This window comes from Haloarchaeobius baliensis (genome assembly GCF_052060055.1).
Lineage (GTDB): Archaea > Halobacteriota > Halobacteria > Halobacteriales > Natrialbaceae > Haloarchaeobius > Haloarchaeobius baliensis.
The window spans coordinates 878,139-897,270 of the sequence record NZ_JBPPFR010000002.1 but is presented as its reverse complement, the minus strand read 5'-3'; the positions used below and the strand labels follow the sequence as shown (position 1 = coordinate 897,270).

At 67.3% G+C, this 19,132-nt stretch carries 21 protein-coding genes; 14 read left to right on the top strand and 7 right to left on the bottom strand.

Annotated elements, in window-relative coordinates:
- The first annotated feature begins 45 nt into the window (after nt 1-45).
- From ACSG06_RS15390 to ACSG06_RS15355, 8 genes are read left to right on the top strand one after another with little or no spacing between them, the layout of a single operon-like run.
- Complete coding sequence (locus tag ACSG06_RS15390; RefSeq protein WP_440991159.1) at nt 46-903, top strand: DUF7319 domain-containing protein; 858 nt, start codon at nt 46-48, stop codon at nt 901-903.
- 57 nt (nt 904-960) lie between these two features.
- On the top strand, nt 961-1,614 hold the full coding sequence (locus ACSG06_RS15385) for a plastocyanin/azurin family copper-binding protein (RefSeq protein WP_440991158.1): 654 nt from the start codon (nt 961-963) through the stop codon (nt 1,612-1,614).
- Entirely contained in the window at nt 1,615-2,004 is a 390-nt protein-coding gene (locus ACSG06_RS15380; protein ID WP_440991157.1) for a DUF7318 family protein, read from the top strand.
- Nucleotides 2,005-2,006: 2 nt separating this feature from the next.
- A complete protein-coding gene (locus ACSG06_RS15375; RefSeq protein WP_440991156.1) occupies nt 2,007-2,888 on the top strand; it encodes a ubiquinol-cytochrome c reductase iron-sulfur subunit in 882 nt (293 codons plus the stop codon).
- Between the two features lie 4 nt (nt 2,889-2,892).
- Complete coding sequence (locus tag ACSG06_RS15370; protein WP_440991155.1) at nt 2,893-3,687, top strand: cytochrome b; 795 nt, start codon at nt 2,893-2,895, stop codon at nt 3,685-3,687.
- 7 nt (nt 3,688-3,694) lie between these two features.
- On the top strand, nt 3,695-4,459 hold the full coding sequence (locus ACSG06_RS15365) for a cytochrome b family protein (protein ID WP_440991154.1): 765 nt from the start codon (nt 3,695-3,697) through the stop codon (nt 4,457-4,459).
- A gap of 17 nt (nt 4,460-4,476) precedes the next feature.
- Nucleotides 4,477-4,821: a DUF7315 family membrane protein gene (locus tag ACSG06_RS15360; protein WP_440991153.1), complete on the top strand. Its 345-nt coding sequence runs from the start codon at nt 4,477-4,479 to the stop codon at nt 4,819-4,821.
- Entirely contained in the window at nt 4,814-5,071 is a 258-nt protein-coding gene (locus ACSG06_RS15355; protein ID WP_440991152.1) for a DUF7314 family protein, read from the top strand. The genes ACSG06_RS15360 and ACSG06_RS15355 overlap by 8 nt, the downstream gene beginning before the upstream one ends.
- 331 nt (nt 5,072-5,402) lie before the next feature.
- Here ACSG06_RS15355 and ACSG06_RS15350 read toward each other — a convergent pair whose 3' ends face one another.
- The 3 genes from ACSG06_RS15350 to ACSG06_RS15340 form a co-directional block, all read right to left on the bottom strand.
- Nucleotides 5,403-5,858 carry a DUF7313 family protein gene (locus ACSG06_RS15350; protein WP_440991151.1) on the bottom strand — a complete coding sequence of 152 codons (456 nt, stop codon included), beginning with the start codon at nt 5,856-5,858 and terminating at the stop codon, nt 5,403-5,405.
- A gap of 45 nt (nt 5,859-5,903) precedes the next feature.
- Complete coding sequence (locus tag ACSG06_RS15345) at nt 5,904-6,662, bottom strand: NAD(+)/NADH kinase (RefSeq protein WP_440991150.1); 759 nt, start codon at nt 6,660-6,662, stop codon at nt 5,904-5,906.
- A gap of 319 nt (nt 6,663-6,981) precedes the next feature.
- Nucleotides 6,982-8,307, bottom strand: a complete 1,326-nt coding sequence (locus ACSG06_RS15340; RefSeq protein WP_440991149.1) for a M28 family peptidase — start codon at nt 8,305-8,307, stop codon at nt 6,982-6,984.
- A gap of 211 nt (nt 8,308-8,518) precedes the next feature.
- Between ACSG06_RS15340 and pdhA the strand changes: the two genes are divergently transcribed.
- A complete protein-coding gene (gene pdhA / locus ACSG06_RS15335) occupies nt 8,519-9,583 on the top strand; it encodes a pyruvate dehydrogenase (acetyl-transferring) E1 component subunit alpha (RefSeq protein WP_440991148.1) in 1,065 nt (354 codons plus the stop codon).
- A 31-nt stretch (nt 9,584-9,614) separates the two neighbouring features.
- On the opposite strand, the gene ACSG06_RS15330 is transcribed toward pdhA, so the two are convergent.
- The gene (locus ACSG06_RS15330) at nt 9,615-10,100 is read right to left on the bottom strand and encodes an Lrp/AsnC family transcriptional regulator (RefSeq protein WP_440991147.1); all 486 of its coding nucleotides are present in this window, start codon (nt 10,098-10,100) and stop codon (nt 9,615-9,617) included.
- 181 nt (nt 10,101-10,281) lie between these two features.
- Here ACSG06_RS15330 and ACSG06_RS15325 point away from each other — a divergent pair, with 181 nt between their 5' ends.
- The 5 genes from ACSG06_RS15325 to ACSG06_RS15305 all read left to right on the top strand — a co-directional run bounded on the left by ACSG06_RS15325 (nt 10,282) and on the right by ACSG06_RS15305 (nt 15,360).
- A complete protein-coding gene (locus ACSG06_RS15325) occupies nt 10,282-11,223 on the top strand; it encodes a DMT family transporter (RefSeq protein WP_440991146.1) in 942 nt (313 codons plus the stop codon).
- Nucleotides 11,224-11,294: 71 nt separating this feature from the next.
- The gene (locus tag ACSG06_RS15320) at nt 11,295-12,347 is read left to right on the top strand and encodes a M42 family metallopeptidase (protein WP_440991145.1); all 1,053 of its coding nucleotides are present in this window, start codon (nt 11,295-11,297) and stop codon (nt 12,345-12,347) included.
- 44 nt (nt 12,348-12,391) lie between these two features.
- Nucleotides 12,392-12,967, top strand: coding sequence for a plastocyanin/azurin family copper-binding protein (locus ACSG06_RS15315; RefSeq protein WP_440991144.1), 576 nt, complete (start codon nt 12,392-12,394; stop codon nt 12,965-12,967).
- Between the two features lie 32 nt (nt 12,968-12,999).
- Nucleotides 13,000-13,695, top strand: a complete 696-nt coding sequence (locus tag ACSG06_RS15310; protein ID WP_440991143.1) for a potassium channel family protein — start codon at nt 13,000-13,002, stop codon at nt 13,693-13,695.
- Nucleotides 13,696-15,360, top strand: coding sequence for a TrkH family potassium uptake protein (locus ACSG06_RS15305; RefSeq protein WP_440991142.1), 1,665 nt, complete (start codon nt 13,696-13,698; stop codon nt 15,358-15,360).
- Nucleotides 15,361-15,492: 132 nt separating this feature from the next.
- Here ACSG06_RS15305 and ACSG06_RS15300 read toward each other — a convergent pair whose 3' ends face one another.
- The 3 genes from ACSG06_RS15300 to ACSG06_RS15290 are packed head-to-tail and all read right to left on the bottom strand — an operon-like array spanning nt 15,493 to nt 19,040.
- Entirely contained in the window at nt 15,493-17,124 is a 1,632-nt protein-coding gene (locus tag ACSG06_RS15300; protein WP_440991141.1) for a TrkH family potassium uptake protein, read from the bottom strand.
- Nucleotides 17,121-18,458, bottom strand: a complete 1,338-nt coding sequence (gene trkA, locus ACSG06_RS15295; RefSeq protein WP_440991140.1) for a Trk system potassium transporter TrkA — start codon at nt 18,456-18,458, stop codon at nt 17,121-17,123. Before trkA ends, ACSG06_RS15300 begins: the two co-directional genes overlap by 4 nt.
- 57 nt (nt 18,459-18,515) lie before the next feature.
- Nucleotides 18,516-19,040, bottom strand: a complete 525-nt coding sequence (locus tag ACSG06_RS15290) for a type II toxin-antitoxin system RatA family toxin (protein WP_440991139.1) — start codon at nt 19,038-19,040, stop codon at nt 18,516-18,518.
- Between the last annotated feature and the right edge of the window lie 92 nt (nt 19,041-19,132).

Below are 19,132 nucleotides of genomic sequence, written 5' to 3'. Positions count from 1 at the left end.
CGGACGTCGGAAAGCGTTTACAGGTTCGGGACCAAGGTCGGGGTGATGACCGACGCTGGACCGTCCCGGTCCGAGGGCGAGGACGAACGGGCCGGTCAGGGCGAGCCCGACGAGGCCGTAGAGACTGCCGAGACGGAGTACGTCTCGGACGAGGAGCTCCGCCGTCAGGTCGAAGAGAAGTACGACTTCGACGACTTCGGCCCGTCCGAGATGGCAGAGATGAGCTACGAGGAGTGGGACGCCGTGTTCGACCCGGAGACGTGGATCGTCGGCGCGGAGCTGCTCGACCGCGTCGAGCAGGACCTCAACGCCCAGATCGCCAGCCGTGACGTGTTCGCCGTCATCGAGCGCGTCGAGTACGAGGGCGAGGAGACCCTGCTGGCGTACTCCGACGAGGGCTACGCGATGGTGTTCCCCGACGGCTCCATCGACGGCTTCGGTACGGTCCTCCGTGACGTGAAACCGACCGTCGCACTCTGCTCGATGGACGAGTACGACCCGTCGGAGCCGCCGGCAGAGGCGGTGCTCCCCCATCCCGACGAGATTCCGGAGGGGAGTGGCCAGCTGGGCAACAACATGCTCCAGATCGTCGCCACGACGCTGTTACTGGGGGCGCTCGGCCTCGTCGCGGGGGCGTTCTTCGCGACCGGCGGCGCCGGCGACGCCATCGCACGTGGCATCATGATCGTCATGGCGATGGTGTTCGCCATCGCGGGCGTCGCACTGTTCCTGACCGTGGCGAACGCCAGACTCTCGGACCGCTTCCGGGCCGAGGAGTACCGCGACCGGCTCCGGGCCATCGGTCTGGAGGACGGCGAGCGTCCGTCGTTCCTCCCCGTCGAGCCCGAGGGCGACCCCCGTGAAACCGTGGGGGTAGACGACACGGCGCAGTCCGAGTCGTAGGGCCTGTGACCCTTGCATCGGTGGGTTTAAGCGAACCCAATCCTGACCATCGTATGTATGAATAGGCGGGACTTTCTGATGGCTGCCAGCGGCGTTGCCGGCGGCGCTGGAGCCGCGAGTGCGGCCGCTGCCCAGGAGGGCACACGCTCGTCCGGCTCGTTCGCCATCCAGGAGGGTAACAACTCCTCGGACAACGGCACGACGAACGAGACGAGCGGTGCGCCGAGCGGCGGTGGCGGAACGGCGACCGTCGCCGTCGGCCCGAACGGGGACTACGTGTACACACCCGGGACCGAGGAGCCCCTCTACATCTCGCCCGGGACGACCGTGGTCTTCGAGTGGGAGTCGGACAACCACAACATCAACGTCCAGACCGTGCCGGAAGGTGCGACCTGGGAGGGACACATGCCCACCGAGAACACGGGGTTCAGCTACGAGCACACGTTCGAGACGCTCGGCACGTACGAGTACCAGTGCGACCCCCACGTCGGCCTCGGTATGGTCGGCACCATCGTCGTGAACGAGTCCGGCCAGGCGCCGGGTGGCGGCGGTGGCGGCGAGGTCGACCCCGAGCACATGGGTGTCCCCATCCAGGCGCACTGGGTCGGCATCGCGACTATCCTCGCCATCATGAGCTCGCTGATGTTCACGTTCTACGTGCTCAAGTACGGCGAGTCCGCACACACCAGCAGCCCAGGGAGGGACCGATAGATGTCCACGAAAGGAAGCAACTACGGTGACATCCACCGGTACGAACCTGCCAGAGAGAGCACCGCCGCAGCGGTCGCCATCGTCCTGTTGACCGTCATCGAGGTCGTCTTCATCGGTCTGTTCACGTACGGCCTCGTCAACGGCTGGGGACTGAGCGGGGAGGGGAACATGTACCTCGGGTTCCTGCTCGCCATCGTCTTCATCGACCTCGCGTTCATCCTGCTGCTCTACCGCAAGGAGTTCCTGCCCGACGTGATGATCGTCAAGAAGCGCCGTCGCAAGTGGGAGGACCTCTACATCCGCGAGGAGGACGTCGACGGGAGGACACTCGGCGACGCCGACGCGCTCGACACACTCAAACGTGCGGTGTATCCCTACTACAAGAGATAACCATGCCAGTAGACGAAGACAAGTATCCGGTCGAATCGGACCGCCGTCGCTTCGTGAAGGGCGTCGTCGGCGGGGCATCGCTCGCCGGCATCGCCACAGCGGGCGCGGCAGCCGTCAACAGCACGACCTCCGCAGCCGGCGGCGGTGGTGGGAACGTCACGTTCCGCGCCATCGAGAACACCGACGGGCCCGCACCGCGCGGTATGCCCCAGATCCCCATCGAACTCGAGGAGATTCCGGGCGAGGACGACTTCTACATCAAGGGCCGCTGGCCAGAGGTCCAGGAGGTCGAAGAGCAGGGGCGGACGTTCACGGTCGCCCGCGAGGAGATCGCTGGCGAGACGTACTCCTCGGAGTGGTTCCAGTACTGCGGCGTCCAGACCTACCCCGGCGTCTACCCCGACGCCCAGGAGGAGAACTCCGACCTGACGAACTACTTCCGGTACAACGCGAACTCGAAGTTCGCCTGGCAGAACGAGGAGGTCAGCGGCGGCCAGCGGATGCGGCTGAGCCACTTCGACGACTACGAGACCTGGGGCAACGGTATCGGTACCGCTGGTATCGGCAAGCCGGCGACCGGCAGCTGGCGCTCCGAGGGGCTCGAGCCAGCCGAGACGATGGCCATCGAGGTCATCCGTTCGACCCGCATCGAGGAGGCCGCCCAGGACAACGAGTGGCTGTCCGAGACGACCAAGGAAGGCGTCATGGCCCACCTGAACAAGTGCACGCACTTCTGCTGCGTGCCGGCGTTCAAGGGCCAGGCTGGCGCGGCCAACTTCGGCGCGGCCGACCGCGTCTACTGCCAGTGCCACCAGTCGGTGTACGACCCGTTCAACATCATCAGCACCAACTTCGTGGCCCTGCCGCGGCCAGCGAGGGACTAGCACCATGAGCCTGCAAAAGAAAGACGAATACGACCATCAGGGGTGGATGAAGACGAAGGACCTCACCCCCGTCGAGAAGACGTACCTGCTGACGCTCATCTGGCTCGACAAGCGGCTCCGGGTCGTCGACTACCTGGAACTGCTGGAGGACCTGTACTACAAGGTCAACCTCCAGATGCCCAAGAGCCACACCGAGCAGTACAACCTCGACAACAAGTTCTGGTACTGGTACCCGCTGTACGCACTGGGGTCGTTCTCCACGATAGCGTACGTTGTAGCGGCCATCTCCGGCGCGCTGCTCGGGTTCTACTACTCCCCGTCGACCGCGGGGGACCCGTCGGCGGCGTACAACCAGATCGTGTTCATCATGCAGGACCTGAACTTCGGGTTCATGCTCCGGTCGCTCCATCGCTGGTCCGCACAGGTGATGGTCGCGGCCGTCTTCCTGCACATGCTCCGCGTGTACTTCACCGGTGCGTACAAGGAACCCCGCGAGCTGAACTGGATCCTCGGCATCATCCTCATCTCGCTGACGATGGTGTTCGGGTACACGGGCTACCTGCTCCCGTGGGACCAGCTCGCGTTCTGGGCGGGCCAGATCGGCGTCGAGATGTCGCTCTCGATCCCGCTCGCCGGCGAGTGGGTCGCACAGCTCATCTTCGGCGGCTTCACCCTGACGCAGTCGACGCTGCAACGGATGTACATCCTGCACGTGTTCGTCCTGCCGTTCGTGGTGACGACGCTGATCGCACTGCACATCGGCATCGTCTGGATGCAGGGTATCGCGGAACCGCACTGATAGAACCATGCCAGAAGACAACGACTCCGAACCCATCGCAGACGGCAGCGGTACCGGCATCGTCGCGCCGGACGACGAGACCCCCACGTGGAGCGAGCGCAAGGGGCGCACACAGGGGCTCTCCCGGCTGACCTACGAGTACTTCGAGCGCGCACGCCGCGAGGACCAGGACCTGCGGATGGAGTCCGACTACGTCGAACGTGACGTGCTCGGCTTCCCGGCGTGGCCCCACGAGATGATCCGGAACTTCGCCCTGACGAGCTTCTTCGTCGGGCTCATCCTGTTCCTCTCGGCCACGCTCCCGCCGCACATCGGCCCGCCGGCCGACCCGTCCTCGACGCCGGCGATCATCCTGCCCGACTGGTACCTGTACTGGTCGTTCGGCCTGCTGAAGCTCGGCCCGCTCAACCCCGAGCTGTCCATCCTCGGCGGAGAGAAGCTGATGGCCGACCGGACGTACGGTGTCGTCGCGAACATCGTCGTCGTCGGCTTCATCGCGATGGTGCCGTTCCTCAACAAGGGGAGCGCGCGCCGTCCCGTCGAGCAGCCGTTCTGGGCCGGTATCGGCGTCATGGGTGTCGCCTTCGCGTTCACCATCGCCGCGCTGTCGGTCAAGAACCTGCTCCCGATGGACTCCCACCTGCTGTTCGACCTGACGTTCCTCATCCCGCCCGTGCTGGGACTCATCGCCTACACGGTGTTCCGGGCGATGCAGGAGGGGTACATGTACAGCCTGAACCGCCGGTACTACCGCCTCCGGCCGCCGAAGTAACACCACTCTCTCCTCTCATGGACGACGCAGACACCGCAGAGCCGCACGACTCGCCAGCGTCAGAAGAGGAGCCGTCGGGCTTCCGTGGACGCGAGGTCGAGGTGCCGATGCGGCTGTACAAGACGGTGACGGTGTTCGCGACGATGCTCGCGATGACCGGCGTCATCCTCGGGTTCATCGTGCTCGACACCGCGACGAACAGCGCGAACGCGCCGCTCTCGGAGGTGAACCTGCTGCTCGCGCTGCTCGGTCTGGGGTTGATCGTCGCCGGCGCGGCCATCTACGCGTTCTCGACGCGCTTCCGGACCGCGGGAATGGGAAAGTCTAAAGACGACACCGACGAAGAATCCGACAATGGCTGACGAATTCATGAAGGGCCTGGCCATCGCGACGGCCTCCGGCCTCATCTGGATGGTGCTCGCCGGCTGGTACAACACCCCCGGCTTCGAGGAGGTGCAGCTCCTCGGTCCGGACCCCGCGGACCCGAGCGCACTGGAGGCGATCGCCCTCATCGTCAAGGAGGGTCTCTTCTGGTTCATGATCCTGGGCGCACTGACGTTCTGGGTCGTCCTGCCGATGGCACGGGAGGCACGAACCCGGTTCGCGAGCTGACGACGTTCCCGAGTCCTGTTCTCCGACGGTCGACACCACGTAGTCTCGACTCCCTTCTGGGATACCGCCCGGACCGCACGTGCCCTGGCGTGTGCGTTCGTGGCGGCAGCGTGTCAGTGAGCGAAGGACGTGTAACGTGGGAGGAGCGTGTTCGGTGCAGGCGGACAGTCTGGCGACCGTCCGAGGAGCGTGTCGGCGACGGTAGTCTGGGGGTCGGGACACGGCGCGTGACGCCCGAGTCGCGACGGCGGTCTCGTCGGGACCGACGCGCCCCGAATGCAGCGCACCGGCTCGTCGTCGCGGCGGGAATCGGAGAACCGGTAGGCCGGCCTCAGATGATGGCGCCCCAGTAGTCCGAGACGAGGAAGAACAGCGACTGGAAGCCGGCGTAGGCGAGCGTGAAGACGGAGATACCGAGCGCGCCCTTCGGGGCACGGAGCTTCTCGTCCTTCCGGAGGTCGACGCTGCGGACCTCGTGTTCGAAGACGTCGGCGATGACCATGCCGACGACGAACATCGAGAGGACGATGCCGCCGTGGGGAGCGACGGTGGTGTAGTAGAACGTCCCGAGCAGGAGCAGTACGTTCGTCGCCTCGTGGAGCGGGTGGCGGGTCAGCGACTCGACGTCATCTTCTTCGGCCTCGGCGACGTTGCGGCGGTACGCGAGGAAACGGGTCAGCATGTTGCCGACGACGAGTCCGAACAGGACGAACTCGATCAGCAACACGCCTGCGACGACTTCACGCCCGAGCTGGTCGAGCGGGCCGAGCATCACGTTAGGGTCCATACTCCCACCTCGGACGTTAGGACATTAGAGTTTTTCCAAAGCGGGCTACCACGGTGGCGTACTCCCCGGTGGGCAGAGGAGTACCAGCTCGTGACCGGGCGACAGCCGGACCGGCGCCGCCGGGTCGACCGTCCCGACCGCCCGGTCGTCGACGAGCAGGGAGACGCTCCCCTCGTCGCGTTCGACCGAGAGACGCACGTCCTCGTCCGAGACGACCCAGTGGTTCGTGTCGATGGCGAACGGTGCGATGGGCACGACGGCGGCGACCGGCGCGGTGCCGGCGACGACAGGCCCGCCGGCGGCGCGCGCGTACCCGTGGCTCCCGGCGGGCGTGGCGACGACCACTCCGTCGGCGCGGAACTGGGCGACCTGTTCGCCACCGGCCGCCACGCAGTACTCCGAGATGCGGGCCGGTTCGGTCGTCACGAGCGTCACGTCGAACACCGCGTCGTAGCGCTCCGCACCGACGTCGACCGCGAACGTCCGGCGCGCGGTGCGCTCGACATCGCCGCCGAGCACGGCCTCGATGGCCGCCGCTGCGTCCTCGGTCGCGACCGACCGAACCCCCGGCCCCGCGTCGACTGCCAGCACCGGCACGTCGACCGCCACGCTCGCCAGCTCGCCGAGCGCTCGCTCGCCGACCGCGACGGCGAACGACGCCTCACCGACTCCCGTGGCGTCGGTCGCCAGCGGGACTGCGTCGGCCTCCGAGACGGCGGCACTGATGCGTTCGACCGTGTCCTCCTGGCTCCCGACGACGCCGACGGTCGGCGGCTCGTCGCTGTCGCGGGCGGCGCTCTCCATGGTGAGTACTCGCGCCCCCGGCGACAAAAAGGCTACAACTCGCTCCCGCCGATGTGGCTGCGAGTAGTCGGGGGAGTTCCTGGACCCCTCGACCCACATACTGCCTCGGCTGACGGGGGGGACTGTCTCGATCTACACCCGCCAGAAAGCCACGAGTCGCTTGCAGTCCCACCGTCGGACCGCCGGCCCGACGACCCGCCGTCCGCATCGGGGGTCTCGCTCGCAAGCACTCACTCCGAACCGCACACCGCCCGCCAGCGGTGGACACTCGACGGCAAGTGCAATCCCCGGAGCGTCGAGTCGAGGATCGAACGCCGGCTCAGTCCTCGTCGTAGGGCCAGTCGCCGGTGATCTTCATGCCCTCGGCGAGGTCCTCGTCCTCGAGGGCCTCGGCGATCTCCTCGGGCTCCTTGTGTGGGATCTCGAACGACTCTGCAGCGGTCTGGACGGTGAGTGCGGCCAGCAGGATGGCCTGCTCGCGGAGGTCCCGCACCTCGAGCTTGTCGAGGGTGTCGGCGTGCGTGTGGCCCCAGCCGCGGCCCGAGCCCTCGCTCTTGCCGTAGGCGTGGTAGCCGGGGACGCCCCACTGGGTGAACGGCCAGTGGTCGCTGTGGGGGCCGAGCTTCGGGACGGTCTCGATGGGGTGCTCGAACCGGTCGGCGACCGCCTCGACGGCCTCGTCGAGCGCGTCGAAGCCGTGGGTGTAGAGCGCGAGGTCGCGCCCCTGGACGACGCCGTCGGCGTTGACGACGACCTTCACGTCGTCGAGGTCGACGCGGTCGGCCTCGTGCGCGGAGCCGACCAGGCCGACCTCCTCGGCACCGAAGGCGACGAACTGGACGCGGGTCTCGAGGTCGGCCTCGAGGTCCGCGAGGATGCTGGCGAGTTCGACGACCATGGCGGTGCCGGCACCGTTGTCCATCGCACCGGTGGAGATGTCGTGGGCGTCGACGTGGCTGGTGACGTAGACGACCTCGTCGGTGTCGGGGCCGAGTTCGGCGTGGACGTTCTGGCTGGTCGCGTCGGGCGTCTCGGCGGTGACGGAGACGGTGAGCTCGTCGCCCTCGTGCCGGCGGACCAGTTGCGCACCCGTCTCGGCGGAGACGCCGACGGCGGGGATATCGCCGACCGGCGAGTCAGCGGTGCCGACCGAGCCAGTGGGCGGGAGACAGCCCTCCACGTGGTTGCGGTAGACGAACGCGGCCGCGCCGGCCTCGACGGCGTGGTAGTACTTCTCACGCCGGTGGAGGTAGCGGTCGTAGTGCTCGGGGACGTCGCTGCGGGCGATGACGATCTTGCCCTCGCAGTCGGTCTCCTCGAAGTCGTCGGGGAGGCCGTAGCCGAGGTCGAGGAGGTCGCCCGCGACATCGTCCGCGGGGCTGCGCGGGAGCGCGATGCACTCGTGGGCGTCGCTGTAGGTGGCGTCGGCGGCACGGATCTCGCTGTCGCCGCGCTCCCAGCCCTGTATCTCGAACTCGTCGAGGTGCGCGTCGCGCGCGCCTGCCTCCGCGAGTGCATCGCGTGTCGCCTCCGCGGCGGCGCGTTCGCCATCGCTGCCGGCCATCCGGTCGCCGATGTCGACCAGGGTCTCGAGGTGGTCCCACCCGGTGTCGCTCGTGAAGGTGCGACCGATCCAGTTGCTCATGTCCGCTCCCTCTACGCGCCCCCGCCTAAGGGTTGTGACTCCGGCACACGAGTTACGATTCGTCAGATTCCTGCCGTCGTCCGCCGACGAATTCTGACCAGAACCCGATTTGTATATAAGTGTGGCAGTAAATTTCACACCGAATCGAGTCCGAGGCGATGTTTTATTACGTATAGGGCCGATTGTCCGATAGACTCTCAGGTGAACTCCAATGTCAAGTGAGGCTGAAAACCTGGTCCGTGTGATGTCGCCGGGCGGCTCCGCCGTCGGAGACCGCAAGCTCGGAGAGACGGCAGCGAAAGCGCTCTACGAGTCCATGGTACTCGCACGGACATTCGACGAGAAGGCGATCAGCCTCCACCGCCAGGGGCGCATCGGCACGTACGCGCCGATGCGCGGGCAGGAGGCGGCCCAGGTCGGTGCGGCAGCCGCCCTCTCGGACCCGGACTACCTGTTCCCGACCTACCGGGACCACGCGATGTTCGTCGAGCGCGGCATCGACCTCCGCGAGGTCCTGCTTCACCTGCTGGGCGACGGCCAGTACGTCGACCGGGAGGAGGGCGACGACCTGACGACGTTCACCAGCGCCATCCCCATCGCCACGCAGCTCCCCCACGCCGTCGGCGTCGGCATGGCGGCGAAGTACAGGGGCGACGACGTCGCCTCGCTGGTCTCCTTCGGCGACGGCGCGACGAGCGAGGGCGACTTCCACGAGGGGATGAACTTCGCCGGCGTCTTCGACACGCCGACGGTGTTCTTCTGCCAGAACAACGGCTACGCCATCTCGGTGCCCCGCGAGCGCCAGACCGCGAGTGCGACCATCGCCCAGAAGGCCAAGGCGTACGGCTTCGAGGGCGTCCGCGTCGACGGGAACGACGTGTTCGCCGTCCACGACGTCGTGAGCGAGGCGCTCGAGAAGGCCAAGAACGGGGGCGGCCCGACGCTCATCGAGGCCGTCACCTACCGGCGCGGCGCACACACGACGACCGACGACCCGTCGGTCTACCGCGACGAGGACGACGCCGCCGACTGGCTCCAGGAGGACCCGCTCGACCGCTCCCGGACGTACCTGGAGGAGGAGTTCGGCTGGTCCGACGAGGACCAGGAGGCCGTCGAGCAGTGGGCCACGGAGGAGGTCGCCCGCGCCGTCGAGGCCGCCGAGGATCACACCGGCTACGAGCCGGAGGAGATGTTCGAGCACGCCTACGAGGAGATGCCCGCACAACTGCGCGAGCAGCGCCGGCAGCTCCCCGAGGACCCGCAGGTCGGCCACTGATTCGTTGGTCGACCACTGATTCTCGCCGCTCTCAGTCGTCCGTGAACTCCGCGAGCAGCGTCTCCATGCTGTAGCTGTTCAGCCCGCGCGTGTCGTCCCAGAGCGTGTCGATGACGTACGTCGAGTTCGTCCGCTCGATCTCCGGGACCTCCTCGAACGAGCGCATCAGGTCGCCCACCATGTCCGCGTCACCCAGCCGTGCGATGGCGATGAAGTCGGTCTCGCCCATCGTCGAGAACACCTGTGTGACGCCCTCTATCTCCTTGATACCCTCGGCCACGTCCGAGTGGGTGCCGCTGTAGTCCGCGAGCACCTCGACGATGACCGTGACGCTCAGCCCGAACTCGTCCAGGTCGATGTCGTAGAGGTCGTTCTCCACGATACCGTCCTCGCGAAGGTTGTTCAGCCGGTAGTGGATGGTCGACACCGGGATACCGGTCTCCTCGTGCAGCTTGTCGGGACTACCGGTTCCCAGCTCGGCGATCGCCTTCAGGAGCCTGATGTCGCGCTCGTCCATGCATCCCCGTGCAGGGGGCGTGCTAAAGAAGCTTTGGCATGGAAAGTTTTGATACAAATATCCCACCAAGCAAGTGTAGATAGAACTCCATCCAGCTATTCCGATATCTGTACCATAAACTGGCCTCCTATCCAACTTCAGTTCGATTCATTTTTATACCGCCGTAGTTGCAGATTCCACCATGTTAGAATCGATACAGTCGAAGGCAGTCCCAGATACTGGGGGACTGTTCGTACTGCTGGCTACTCTCTGGGGGGCGTCGTTCGTCGCCATCGAGATCGGCCTCCACCACTTCCCACCGCTACTGTTCGCTGCGCTGCGGTACGACGTGGCCGGCGTGCTCGTACTCGCCTACGCGGTCCACTCCGTCGACCGGTGGCGACCACGGGGGCGGACGGAGTGGCTCCAGACCGGCGTCACCGCGCTGTTGGTCTTCGCGGCCTACCACGCGCTGCTCTACCTCGGTGAACAGCACATCTCCGGTGCCGTCGCCGCCGTCGTCATCAGCCTCTCGCCCATCCTCACCGCTGGCTTCGGGAGCGCGCTTGAGGTCGACGACCCGCTCCAGCCACTCGGCGCGGTCGGCTTCCTGGTCGGCATCGTCGGCGTCGTCGTCGTCGTCCAGCCCGAGCCCGGGAGCGCACTCTCCTCGAGTCTCGTCGGCGTCCTGCTGGTGTTCTGTGCCGGGACGGCCTTCGCCCTCGGCTCGGTCCTGACCAGACCGCTCGACACCGGGCTGCCGGTACAGACGAAGCAGGCCTGGGCGATGCTTCTCGGAGCAGCCATCCTCCACGTCGGCAGTCTGGCCCGCGGCGAGTCCGTGCTCGCCATCGAGTGGACGGGCACCGCCGTCGTCTCCCTCGCCTACCTCGCGCTCGCCTCCGGCGTCGTCGCCTTCCTGCTCTACTTCGAGCTCCTCGAGCGACTCGGTCCCACCGAGCTCAACCTCGTGGGCTACCTCGAACCCGTGGTCGCCACCGTCGTCGCCTGGGTCGTCCTCGGGAGCGTCGTCGACGGGACCACGCTGCTCGGCTTCGTCGTCATCTTCGCCGGCTTCGTGCTCATCAAGCGCGACCTGCTCCACCGGCTCTCCGTCGGTCGACTCGCCCGACTGCGCCGCTGACCTGGCTGCCGATACCGACGTCGCCGACCGCTTCCGACTCGCTTTTGTCCGCGGGGGCGCGACTCCGTGGCATGCACCCGTACGACTTCGACTACGACCTCCTCGTCGAGCTCACCGAGACCCACGGCCCGCCCGGCTACGAGGGCAACGTCCGCGACATCGTCCGACGCGAGCTCGAGGACGAGGTCGACCACCTCGACAGCGACGCGATGGGCAACGTCGTCGGCACCGTCGACGGCGAGTCCGACCACGAGGTCGTCGTCGCCGCACACATGGACGAGATCGGCTTCATGGTCCGCCGGGTCGACGAGAAGGGCTTCCTCGCCATCGACGCCCTCGGCGGCTGGGACCCCGAGGTGCTGCGCGCCCAGCGCGTCGTCGTCCAGACCGAGCAGGGGAAGCTCCCCGGGGTCATCGGCTCCGTCCCACCCCACACGGGCGGCAGCGACGACGACGACGAGCGCGAGGTCCACGACGTGCGCGTCGACGTCGGGCTGCCGAAGGCGGAGGTCGCGGAGCGGGTCGACGTCGGCGACCTGGTCACGATGGACCAGCGTACCCAGCCACTCGGCGACTGCATCTCCGGCAAGTCCATCGACAACCGCGTCTCCGTCTTCGCACTCCTCGAACTCGCCCGGCGCGTCGACGACCCCACCGCGACCATCCACTTCGTCGCGACCGTACAGGAGGAGGTCGGCCTCCGGGGCGCCCAGACCATCGGCGTGGACCTCGACCCCGACCTCGCTCTGGCGCTGGACACGACGGTCGCGAACGACCTCACCGACTTCGACGAGTACGACCACGTGACCGACCTCGGTGCAGGCGCCGCGATCAAGCTCAAGGACTCCTCGGTCATCACGAACCGCAAGGTCCACCGCCGTCTGCGCGAGGTGGCCGCGCAGGAGGGCATCGACCACCAGTTCGAGGTGCTCCCGACGGGCGGCACCGACACCGGCGGCCTCCAGCGCGCACACGGTTCGATCCCCGTCGGTGCCGTCTCCATCCCGACCCGGTACCTCCACACGCCGACAGAGGTCGCCCACGCCGAGGATATCGCCGGGGCCATCGACCTCACCGCCGCCTTCCTCGCGAGCGAGGACGGGACCCACGACTACACGCTGTGACCCGTATCGAAGAATTCAGTACGGGGCATCCCTAACCTCCGCCCATGAACTCAGACACACCGGTCTCGCGTCGGCGATTCCTGCAGGGAGCGGCCGGCGCGACGGCCGCCGCTGCGTCCGCAGGTGCCGTGAGCGCACAGGAGGGCGAAGGCGGTGGCGGCGGTGGCGGCGGCAGTGCGACCGTCGCGGTCGGCCCGAACGGTGACTACGTGTACACCCCCGGTACGGAGGAGCCGCTGTACGTCGCACCCGGGACGACGGTGACGTTCAACTGGGAGTCCGACAACCACAACATCAGTCCCACGTCGGTGCCCGAAGGATCGGGCTGGGAGGGTCACCAGCCGACCGAGAACACCGGGTTCACGTACGAATACACGTTCGAGACGCTCGGCACGTTCGAGTACGAGTGCACGCCTCACGCCGGACTCGGTATGAAGGGCAGCATCGTGGTCAACGAGTCCGGGAGCGCGCCGTCCAGCGGCGGTGGCGGACCGAGCCTGCCCGACAGCGCGATGTCGCTCGCCGTCGGCACCGTCGCAGCGATGCTGACGACCCTGTCGCTCGCGTACCTGTTCCTCCGGTACGGCGGCGACTACGAGACGCCGCAGTCCGAACGGTAGCTTTTCTTTCGTCCCGCGGGAAGCGGGCAGGCATGTACGTCATCATCGTCGGCGCGGGGAACATCGGGACCCCGCTCATCGACATCGCCACCGGCGACCAGAACGAGGTCGTCGTGGTCGAGAAGAACCCCGAGAAGGCCGAGGCCGCCGCGACGCGCTACGACTGCCTCGTCCTCAACGCCGACGCGACCGTCTCCGAGACCCTCGAGGAGGCCGGCATCGACCGCGCGGACGCCCTCATCTCGACGACCGACCAGGACGCGACGAACATCATGGTCTCCCTGCTCGCCATGGAGCGGGACGTCCCCGCCATCGTCAGCGTCGTCCACAACCCCGAGCACATGAAGCTGTTCGAACGCATCGGCGTCACGACGATGGAGAACCCACAGAGCCTCATCGCGGAGTACCTCTACCGGGCGGTGAAGCGACCCTCCATCAAGGACTACATGAAGGTCGGCGACACCGCGGAGGTGTTCGAGATCACGGTCGACGCGGGCGCACCCATCGACGGGGTGACACTCCGGGAGGCGAACGAAGCCGACCTGCTGACCGACGACTTCCTCATCGTCGCAATCGAACGGAACGGCGACGACAACGGCAAACCCATCACGCCCCGCGGCGACACGCGCATCGAGGCCGGCGACCTGCTGACGGTGTATGCCGCCGAGGGCGCGACTCCCGACGTGACCGACGTGTTCGGACACGTCGAGGACCACGAGCTGGAGTAGATGCCACGGAACAAGCGTGTCGCGGGCGTCCAGGCCGACCTCGCCGTCATCCTCCGTGACGTGGGGACCCTGCTGTTGATGCAGGCCGGACTGCTGTCGGTGACCGTCGTCGTCGCCCTCGGGTTCGGGGAGTTCGCCCCCGCACTCGGCTTCCTGCTCGCAGGCGGGGTCGCCGCCGGCGTCGGGAAGAGCTGTCGACGGCTGTTCGCGGACGCACCGGACCCGAAGATGAAACACGGGATGGTCATCGCGGCGAGCGGCTGGTTCGCGACGGCGGTCTTCGGCGGCCTCGCGTTCTTCCTCGTCGCGTGGCTGACGCCGGTGGCGACGATGGCGGGCTACGTGCCCGCCAGTGCGGGCTGGGAGCCGGTGACCGTCGCCGGCGCGACCAGCCGGTCGAGCCTGCTCTACTTCCGGAACCCGCTGCACGCGCTGTTCGAGTCGATGAGCGGCTGGACCGGCAGCGGACTCACGATGGCCGCCCACGAGCCATCGCTCCCCCGCTCCGTGCAGTGGTGGCGCTCGCTCATCCAGTACGTCGGCGGCGTGGGCGTCATCGTCCTCACGGTGACCATCCTCTCGCGGCCCGGCAGCGGGAGCTACGCACTCTACCGGTCCGAGGCGCGCGAGGAGAAGATCCACCCCTCGGTCGTCTCGACGGTGCGGACGGTGTGGAAGATCTTCGTCGGCTACACGCTCCTCTCCATCGCCGTGCTGTTCCTCGCGCTCTGGTGGAGCCAGGACCTCCCGCTGTTCGAGACGTTCTGGCAGGCACTCAACCACGCGATGACGGCGCTGTCGACGGGTGGGTTCTCCGTGACGGACAACTCGATGGAGACCTACAACTCGCCGCTCGTCGAGACCGTGTTGCTCCCGGTGATGACACTCGGTGCGGTCGCGTTCCCCATCCACTACGCCGTGCTCTCGAACGGCGAGTGGTCCGAGCTGTACGAGGACGTCCAGACCCGCTGGCTGTTCCTGCTGCTCGGCGGCGGTATCGTCGCGCTCTCCGCACAGAATGCACTGGTCGGACTCGTGCCGGAGGGCTACGGCGCGACGGTCGCGTCGCCGGTTCCGGTGCTCTCGACGGCGGAGCTCGACGCCATCCGCGACGGGACGTTCCAGTGGGTCAGCGCGCTCTCCTGCACCGGCTTCCAGTCATCGCCCATCGGCCGCTGGTCCGACGGTGGGAAGCTCCTGCTCGCCGGGGCGATGACGATGGGCGGGGCCGCCGGGTCGACCGTCGGCGGCATCAAGATCATCCGCGGTTACACCGTCTCGAAGGGCATCCAGTGGCAGTTCTCCCGCGTGTTCCTGCCACAGAGCGCGGTCGTCAGCACGGTCATCGACGGTCGACGGCTCGACGCCGACGCGATGAACCGGGAGTTCGCCGAGGCCGCCATCGTCAGCCTGCTGTGGGTCATCCTGCTCCTGGCGTCGAGCCTGGTGCTGGTGAACCTGACCGGCCCCGACTTCGGCTACGCAGACGCCCTGTTCGAGGTGGCCAGCGCGCAGGGCAACGTCGGGCTCTCGACGGGCATCACCGGCCCGGAGATGCCCGCCGTCGCCGAGGTGCTGTTCCTGTTCAACATGTGGATCGGGCGACTGGAGATCATCCCTGTGCTTGTGCTCGCGCGGTCTGCACTCAAGGGGCTGGATCCGTAGGGGCGAACAGGCGGCACGGAGGCCCGTCCGTCGGTGTGCCACGCACCCGCTGCGCCGACGGACGGCGGTTCGTCAGGTCACGCCACCGTTGGCGCCGCTCTGGTACTTGAACGTCGGGAGGAGAGTCGGGCCTCAGGACTGCCAGTACGCCCGCGTCAGCAGCACGAGGACGGGGAAGATCTCGAGGCGGCCGACCCACATCAGCGCGACCATGAACAGCTTCGCCTCCCAGGTGAAGTCGATGTAGCTGCCCATCGGGCCGACCGTCCCGAGCCCCGGTCCGATGTTCCCGAGCGTGGCGGCGACGGCCGTCATCGCCTCGATGACGGTGAGGCTGTGGGGGCCGACGAACGCCGCGTCGGCCGCGAGTAGCAGGGTCGCGACGAAGAAGATGACCATGTACAGCAGCGTGAACGCGTAGATGCCACGGATGGCGCGTTCGTCGAGCGCGCGGCCACCGAGCCTGACCGGCTGGACGGCCTTCGGGTGGACCGTCGAGAACAGCTCGCGGCGGAGCGACTTCAGGATGACCAGCCAGCGGACGACCTTGATACCACCACCGGTCGACCCGGCGGAGCCGCCGACGAACATCGCGAACACGAGGACGAACTTCGCCGGCCCCTTCCAGGTGGTGAAGTCCATGGTCGCGTAGCCCGTGGTGGTCGTGAGTGAGACGGCCTGGAACGTCGCGTGTCTGAGGGAGGCCTCGACGTCACCCGCGATGGGGAACGTGTGGGCGAGGAAGTCCTGGTCGACACCCTCGTAGGCAGCCTGCGTCGCCTCGGTGGCCGCATCGGCCAGACCGACGTCCACGAAGAGGAAGCCCGCGATGATCGCGGAGAGGACGCCCATGATACCGGCGTAGACGCGGAACTCCGCGTCGGTCCGGAACTGGTCGAAGTCGCCCTTCGAGGCGTGCCAGAACAGCGGGAAGCTGGTCCCTGCGGCGACCATGAACGGGACGATGAGCCACTGCACCGCGGCGCTGAACGCCTCGATGCTGCGCGCCTCCGGCGAGAAGCCGCCGGTCGACATCGTCGTGAAGCCGTGGGAGACGGCGTTGTAGACGCCCATGTTCGGGGCCAGTCCCGCGAGGTTGAGCCCGTACAGCAGCCCGATCTCGAGGAGCGTGATGCCGGCGTAGATGACCCACAGCGCGCGGGCCGTCTCGGTGATGCGGGGCGTCAGCTTCTCGATGCCGGGGCCCGGCGCCTCCGCGTCCATCAGCTGTGCCCCACCGACCGAGAGCTCGGGGAGGATGGCGACCGCGAGGACGACGATCCCCATGCCGCCGAGCCACTGCGTCATCTGGCGCCAGATCATCAGCCCGCGGGAGTGGTACGTCGGGTCGATGGTCCCCATCACGGTCGCCCCAGTGGTGGTGAAGCCGCTCATCGACTCGAACAGGGCGTTCTCCGGGTGATGCAGCGTCGACTCGATGAGGTAGACGAGCTCGCCGTTCTGGTAGGTCAGCCCCTCGAGCACGTACGGCACGATGCCGACGATGGAGACGACGAGCCAGGTGAGCGACACCATCAGCAGGCCCTCTCGGGAGCCGATGTCGGGGTCCGGGTCGAGCCGCTCCATCACCGTTCCGAGCCCCACGGCCAGCGCGGCGGTCACGAAGAACGGGAGGATGTACGGGACGAACGCGTCACCGTAGGCGAGCCCGGTGAGGATGGGGACGACCGTTGTGAGGGCGAGGTACTTGAGCACGGTCCCGACGAGGCTCACGCTCGCCCGCCAGTTCACCCGCAGCTTCATAGGCGACTCGCGACGTCGTCGAGCACGCTCGTATCCACGAACACGACCGCGTGGTCGCCGACCTCGACGACCGTGTTCCCACGCGGCGTGACGAAGCGTTCGTCACGCGTCACCGCCCCGATGACGACGCCCTCGGGGAGGTCCGCGGCCGCGTCGGCGATGGTCCGGTTCGCGAGGATGCTCTCGGCGTCGACCTCGATCTCCAGCACCTCTGCACGGTCGGATTCGATGATCGCGATGTTCTCCGTGTGTTCCTCGCGGGTGAACCGGGTGATCTCCTCGGCGGTCACCTCGCGCGGGTTGACCGCGACGTCGACGCCGACCGTCTCGAACAGGTCCACGTAGCGGCCGTTCTCGACGACGGTGACCGTTCGTGCCGCGCCGACACGCTTGGCCAGCAGCGAGACGAGGAGGTTCTTCTCGTCGGACTCGAGCGTCGTGACGACGAGGTCTGCCTCGTCGACGTGCTCCTGGTAGAGGAACTCAACGTCGGTCGCGTCGTTCTCGAAGACGATGCTCCCCGGGAGCTGTTCGGCGAGGTCGCGGGCGCGCTCGGGGTCGGCCTCGACGATGTGGGGCTTGATGCCGCGTTCCTCGAACAGGCGGGCGGTCTGGAAGCCGATCTCGCTGCCGCCCACGATGTAGACGTCGTCCAGCTCGTCGAGGTCGGGGCTCGGGGTGAGCGACCGTGCGAACTGCCGGACGCTCTCGGGGCTCCCGATGACGATGACCTGGTCGCCGACCTCGATGACGGTCTCGCCGCGCGGGATGGTCACGTCGCCGTTCCGCAGGATGGCCGCGAACGTCAGCGACTCGAAGCGGTCGGCGTCGGCGACCGTCTCGTCGGCGATCGGCGAGCTCTCGGTCACCTCGAACTCCGCCATGCGGACACAGCCGTTGGCGAACGAGTCGACGTCACGCGCGCCGGGCAGGCCGGCGATGCGGACGATGCTCTGGGCGGTCAGCAGGTCGGTACAGACCATGAAGTCGACGCCGAACGCGCCCTCGACCCCGCTCCAGGTGTCGAGGAACTCGGTGCGCTTCACCCGGGCGATGGTGAACGCGTCGCTGACGGTCTTGGCCGTCGCACACGCGACGATGTTCGTCTCGTCGCCGTCCGTGCAGGCGATGACCATGTCCGCCTGGGCGATGCCAGCCTCCTCCAGCGTGTCCAGGGAGGTGCCGTCGCCCTCCAGCGGGAGCACGTCGAGTTCGTATGTGAGCGAGTCAACCACGTCCCCGTCTCGGTCGACGAGGACGACCTCGTGAGAGTCGGCCAGGCTCGCCGCGATGTTGCTTCCGACCTCGCCGGCTCCGATTACGATAACGTACATCCCACCTCAGTCCAGTTGCACGCGTCTACCGCTGGGGGTGACAAGAGGGTTCGGGTTTCAGTCCGAGCCGGTGTCGATGGTCACGTCGACGTCGCGACGGCGTCCCTCGACGTCCCTGACGACACGCTCGACGATGCGCTTCGCCTCGCTGCGGATCTTCGGTTTCACCTTGTCGATGACCCACGAGATGGAGACGAACCGCGGTATCTTGATGTCGCCCGCCCGCGCCGAGTCCGGGTCGTACTTCACCAGGAACCGTACGCGGCAGGCGTGCTCCTCGCCCTCCGGTGCGGACTCCGGCTCGGGCTCGACCCGCCACTGGCCGACTGCGTCGATGTCCTTCAGGATGCGCCACTCGATGGTCTCCGGCGGCTCGATGGCGGTGACCTCCGAGTGGGCGGTGTAGGTCAGCTTCCACCAGGCGAACTCGAGCTGGTAGCGCGTCCCGGCGCCGCCGTCGCCGTTCTGGCGTACCTCCTTCAGGTACTCCGAGTATCGCGCGTAGCCCGGGAAGTTCACGAGGAACTCGAAGATGCGCTCCGGCGGGGCGTAGATGACCGTCGTGACCTCGACGCGTTCCACAACAGTTCTACCGACAGTTCGCACGTAAGCCTTTCCGTCAGTGGGGGTCCGGGAACGCGCCGCCACGACGAAAAGATATAAAGCAAGAACCG

Bases quoted from the DNA above. Each gene is read 5' to 3' on its own strand.
- ACSG06_RS15390 (WP_440991159.1), top strand. From the start codon at position 46: ATGACCGACGCTGGACCGTCCCGGTCCGAGGGCGAGGACGAACGGGCC.
- ACSG06_RS15385 (WP_440991158.1), top strand. From the start codon at position 961: ATGAATAGGCGGGACTTTCTGATGGCTGCCAGCGGCGTTGCCGGCGGC.
- ACSG06_RS15380 (WP_440991157.1), top strand. From the start codon at position 1,615: ATGTCCACGAAAGGAAGCAACTACGGTGACATCCACCGGTACGAACCT.
- ACSG06_RS15375 (WP_440991156.1), top strand. From the start codon at position 2,007: ATGCCAGTAGACGAAGACAAGTATCCGGTCGAATCGGACCGCCGTCGC.
- ACSG06_RS15370 (WP_440991155.1), top strand. From the start codon at position 2,893: ATGAGCCTGCAAAAGAAAGACGAATACGACCATCAGGGGTGGATGAAG.
- ACSG06_RS15365 (WP_440991154.1), top strand. From the start codon at position 3,695: ATGCCAGAAGACAACGACTCCGAACCCATCGCAGACGGCAGCGGTACC.
- ACSG06_RS15360 (WP_440991153.1), top strand. From the start codon at position 4,477: ATGGACGACGCAGACACCGCAGAGCCGCACGACTCGCCAGCGTCAGAA.
- ACSG06_RS15355 (WP_440991152.1), top strand. From the start codon at position 4,814: ATGGCTGACGAATTCATGAAGGGCCTGGCCATCGCGACGGCCTCCGGC.
- ACSG06_RS15350 (WP_440991151.1), bottom strand. From the start codon at position 5,858: ATGGACCCTAACGTGATGCTCGGCCCGCTCGACCAGCTCGGGCGTGAA.
- ACSG06_RS15345 (WP_440991150.1), bottom strand. From the start codon at position 6,662: ATGGAGAGCGCCGCCCGCGACAGCGACGAGCCGCCGACCGTCGGCGTC.
- ACSG06_RS15340 (WP_440991149.1), bottom strand. From the start codon at position 8,307: ATGAGCAACTGGATCGGTCGCACCTTCACGAGCGACACCGGGTGGGAC.
- pdhA (WP_440991148.1), top strand. From the start codon at position 8,519: ATGTCAAGTGAGGCTGAAAACCTGGTCCGTGTGATGTCGCCGGGCGGC.
- ACSG06_RS15330 (WP_440991147.1), bottom strand. From the start codon at position 10,100: ATGGACGAGCGCGACATCAGGCTCCTGAAGGCGATCGCCGAGCTGGGA.
- ACSG06_RS15325 (WP_440991146.1), top strand. From the start codon at position 10,282: ATGTTAGAATCGATACAGTCGAAGGCAGTCCCAGATACTGGGGGACTG.
- ACSG06_RS15320 (WP_440991145.1), top strand. From the start codon at position 11,295: ATGCACCCGTACGACTTCGACTACGACCTCCTCGTCGAGCTCACCGAG.
- ACSG06_RS15315 (WP_440991144.1), top strand. From the start codon at position 12,392: ATGAACTCAGACACACCGGTCTCGCGTCGGCGATTCCTGCAGGGAGCG.
- ACSG06_RS15310 (WP_440991143.1), top strand. From the start codon at position 13,000: ATGTACGTCATCATCGTCGGCGCGGGGAACATCGGGACCCCGCTCATC.
- ACSG06_RS15305 (WP_440991142.1), top strand. From the start codon at position 13,696: ATGCCACGGAACAAGCGTGTCGCGGGCGTCCAGGCCGACCTCGCCGTC.
- ACSG06_RS15300 (WP_440991141.1), bottom strand. From the start codon at position 17,124: ATGAAGCTGCGGGTGAACTGGCGGGCGAGCGTGAGCCTCGTCGGGACC.
- trkA (WP_440991140.1), bottom strand. From the start codon at position 18,458: ATGTACGTTATCGTAATCGGAGCCGGCGAGGTCGGAAGCAACATCGCG.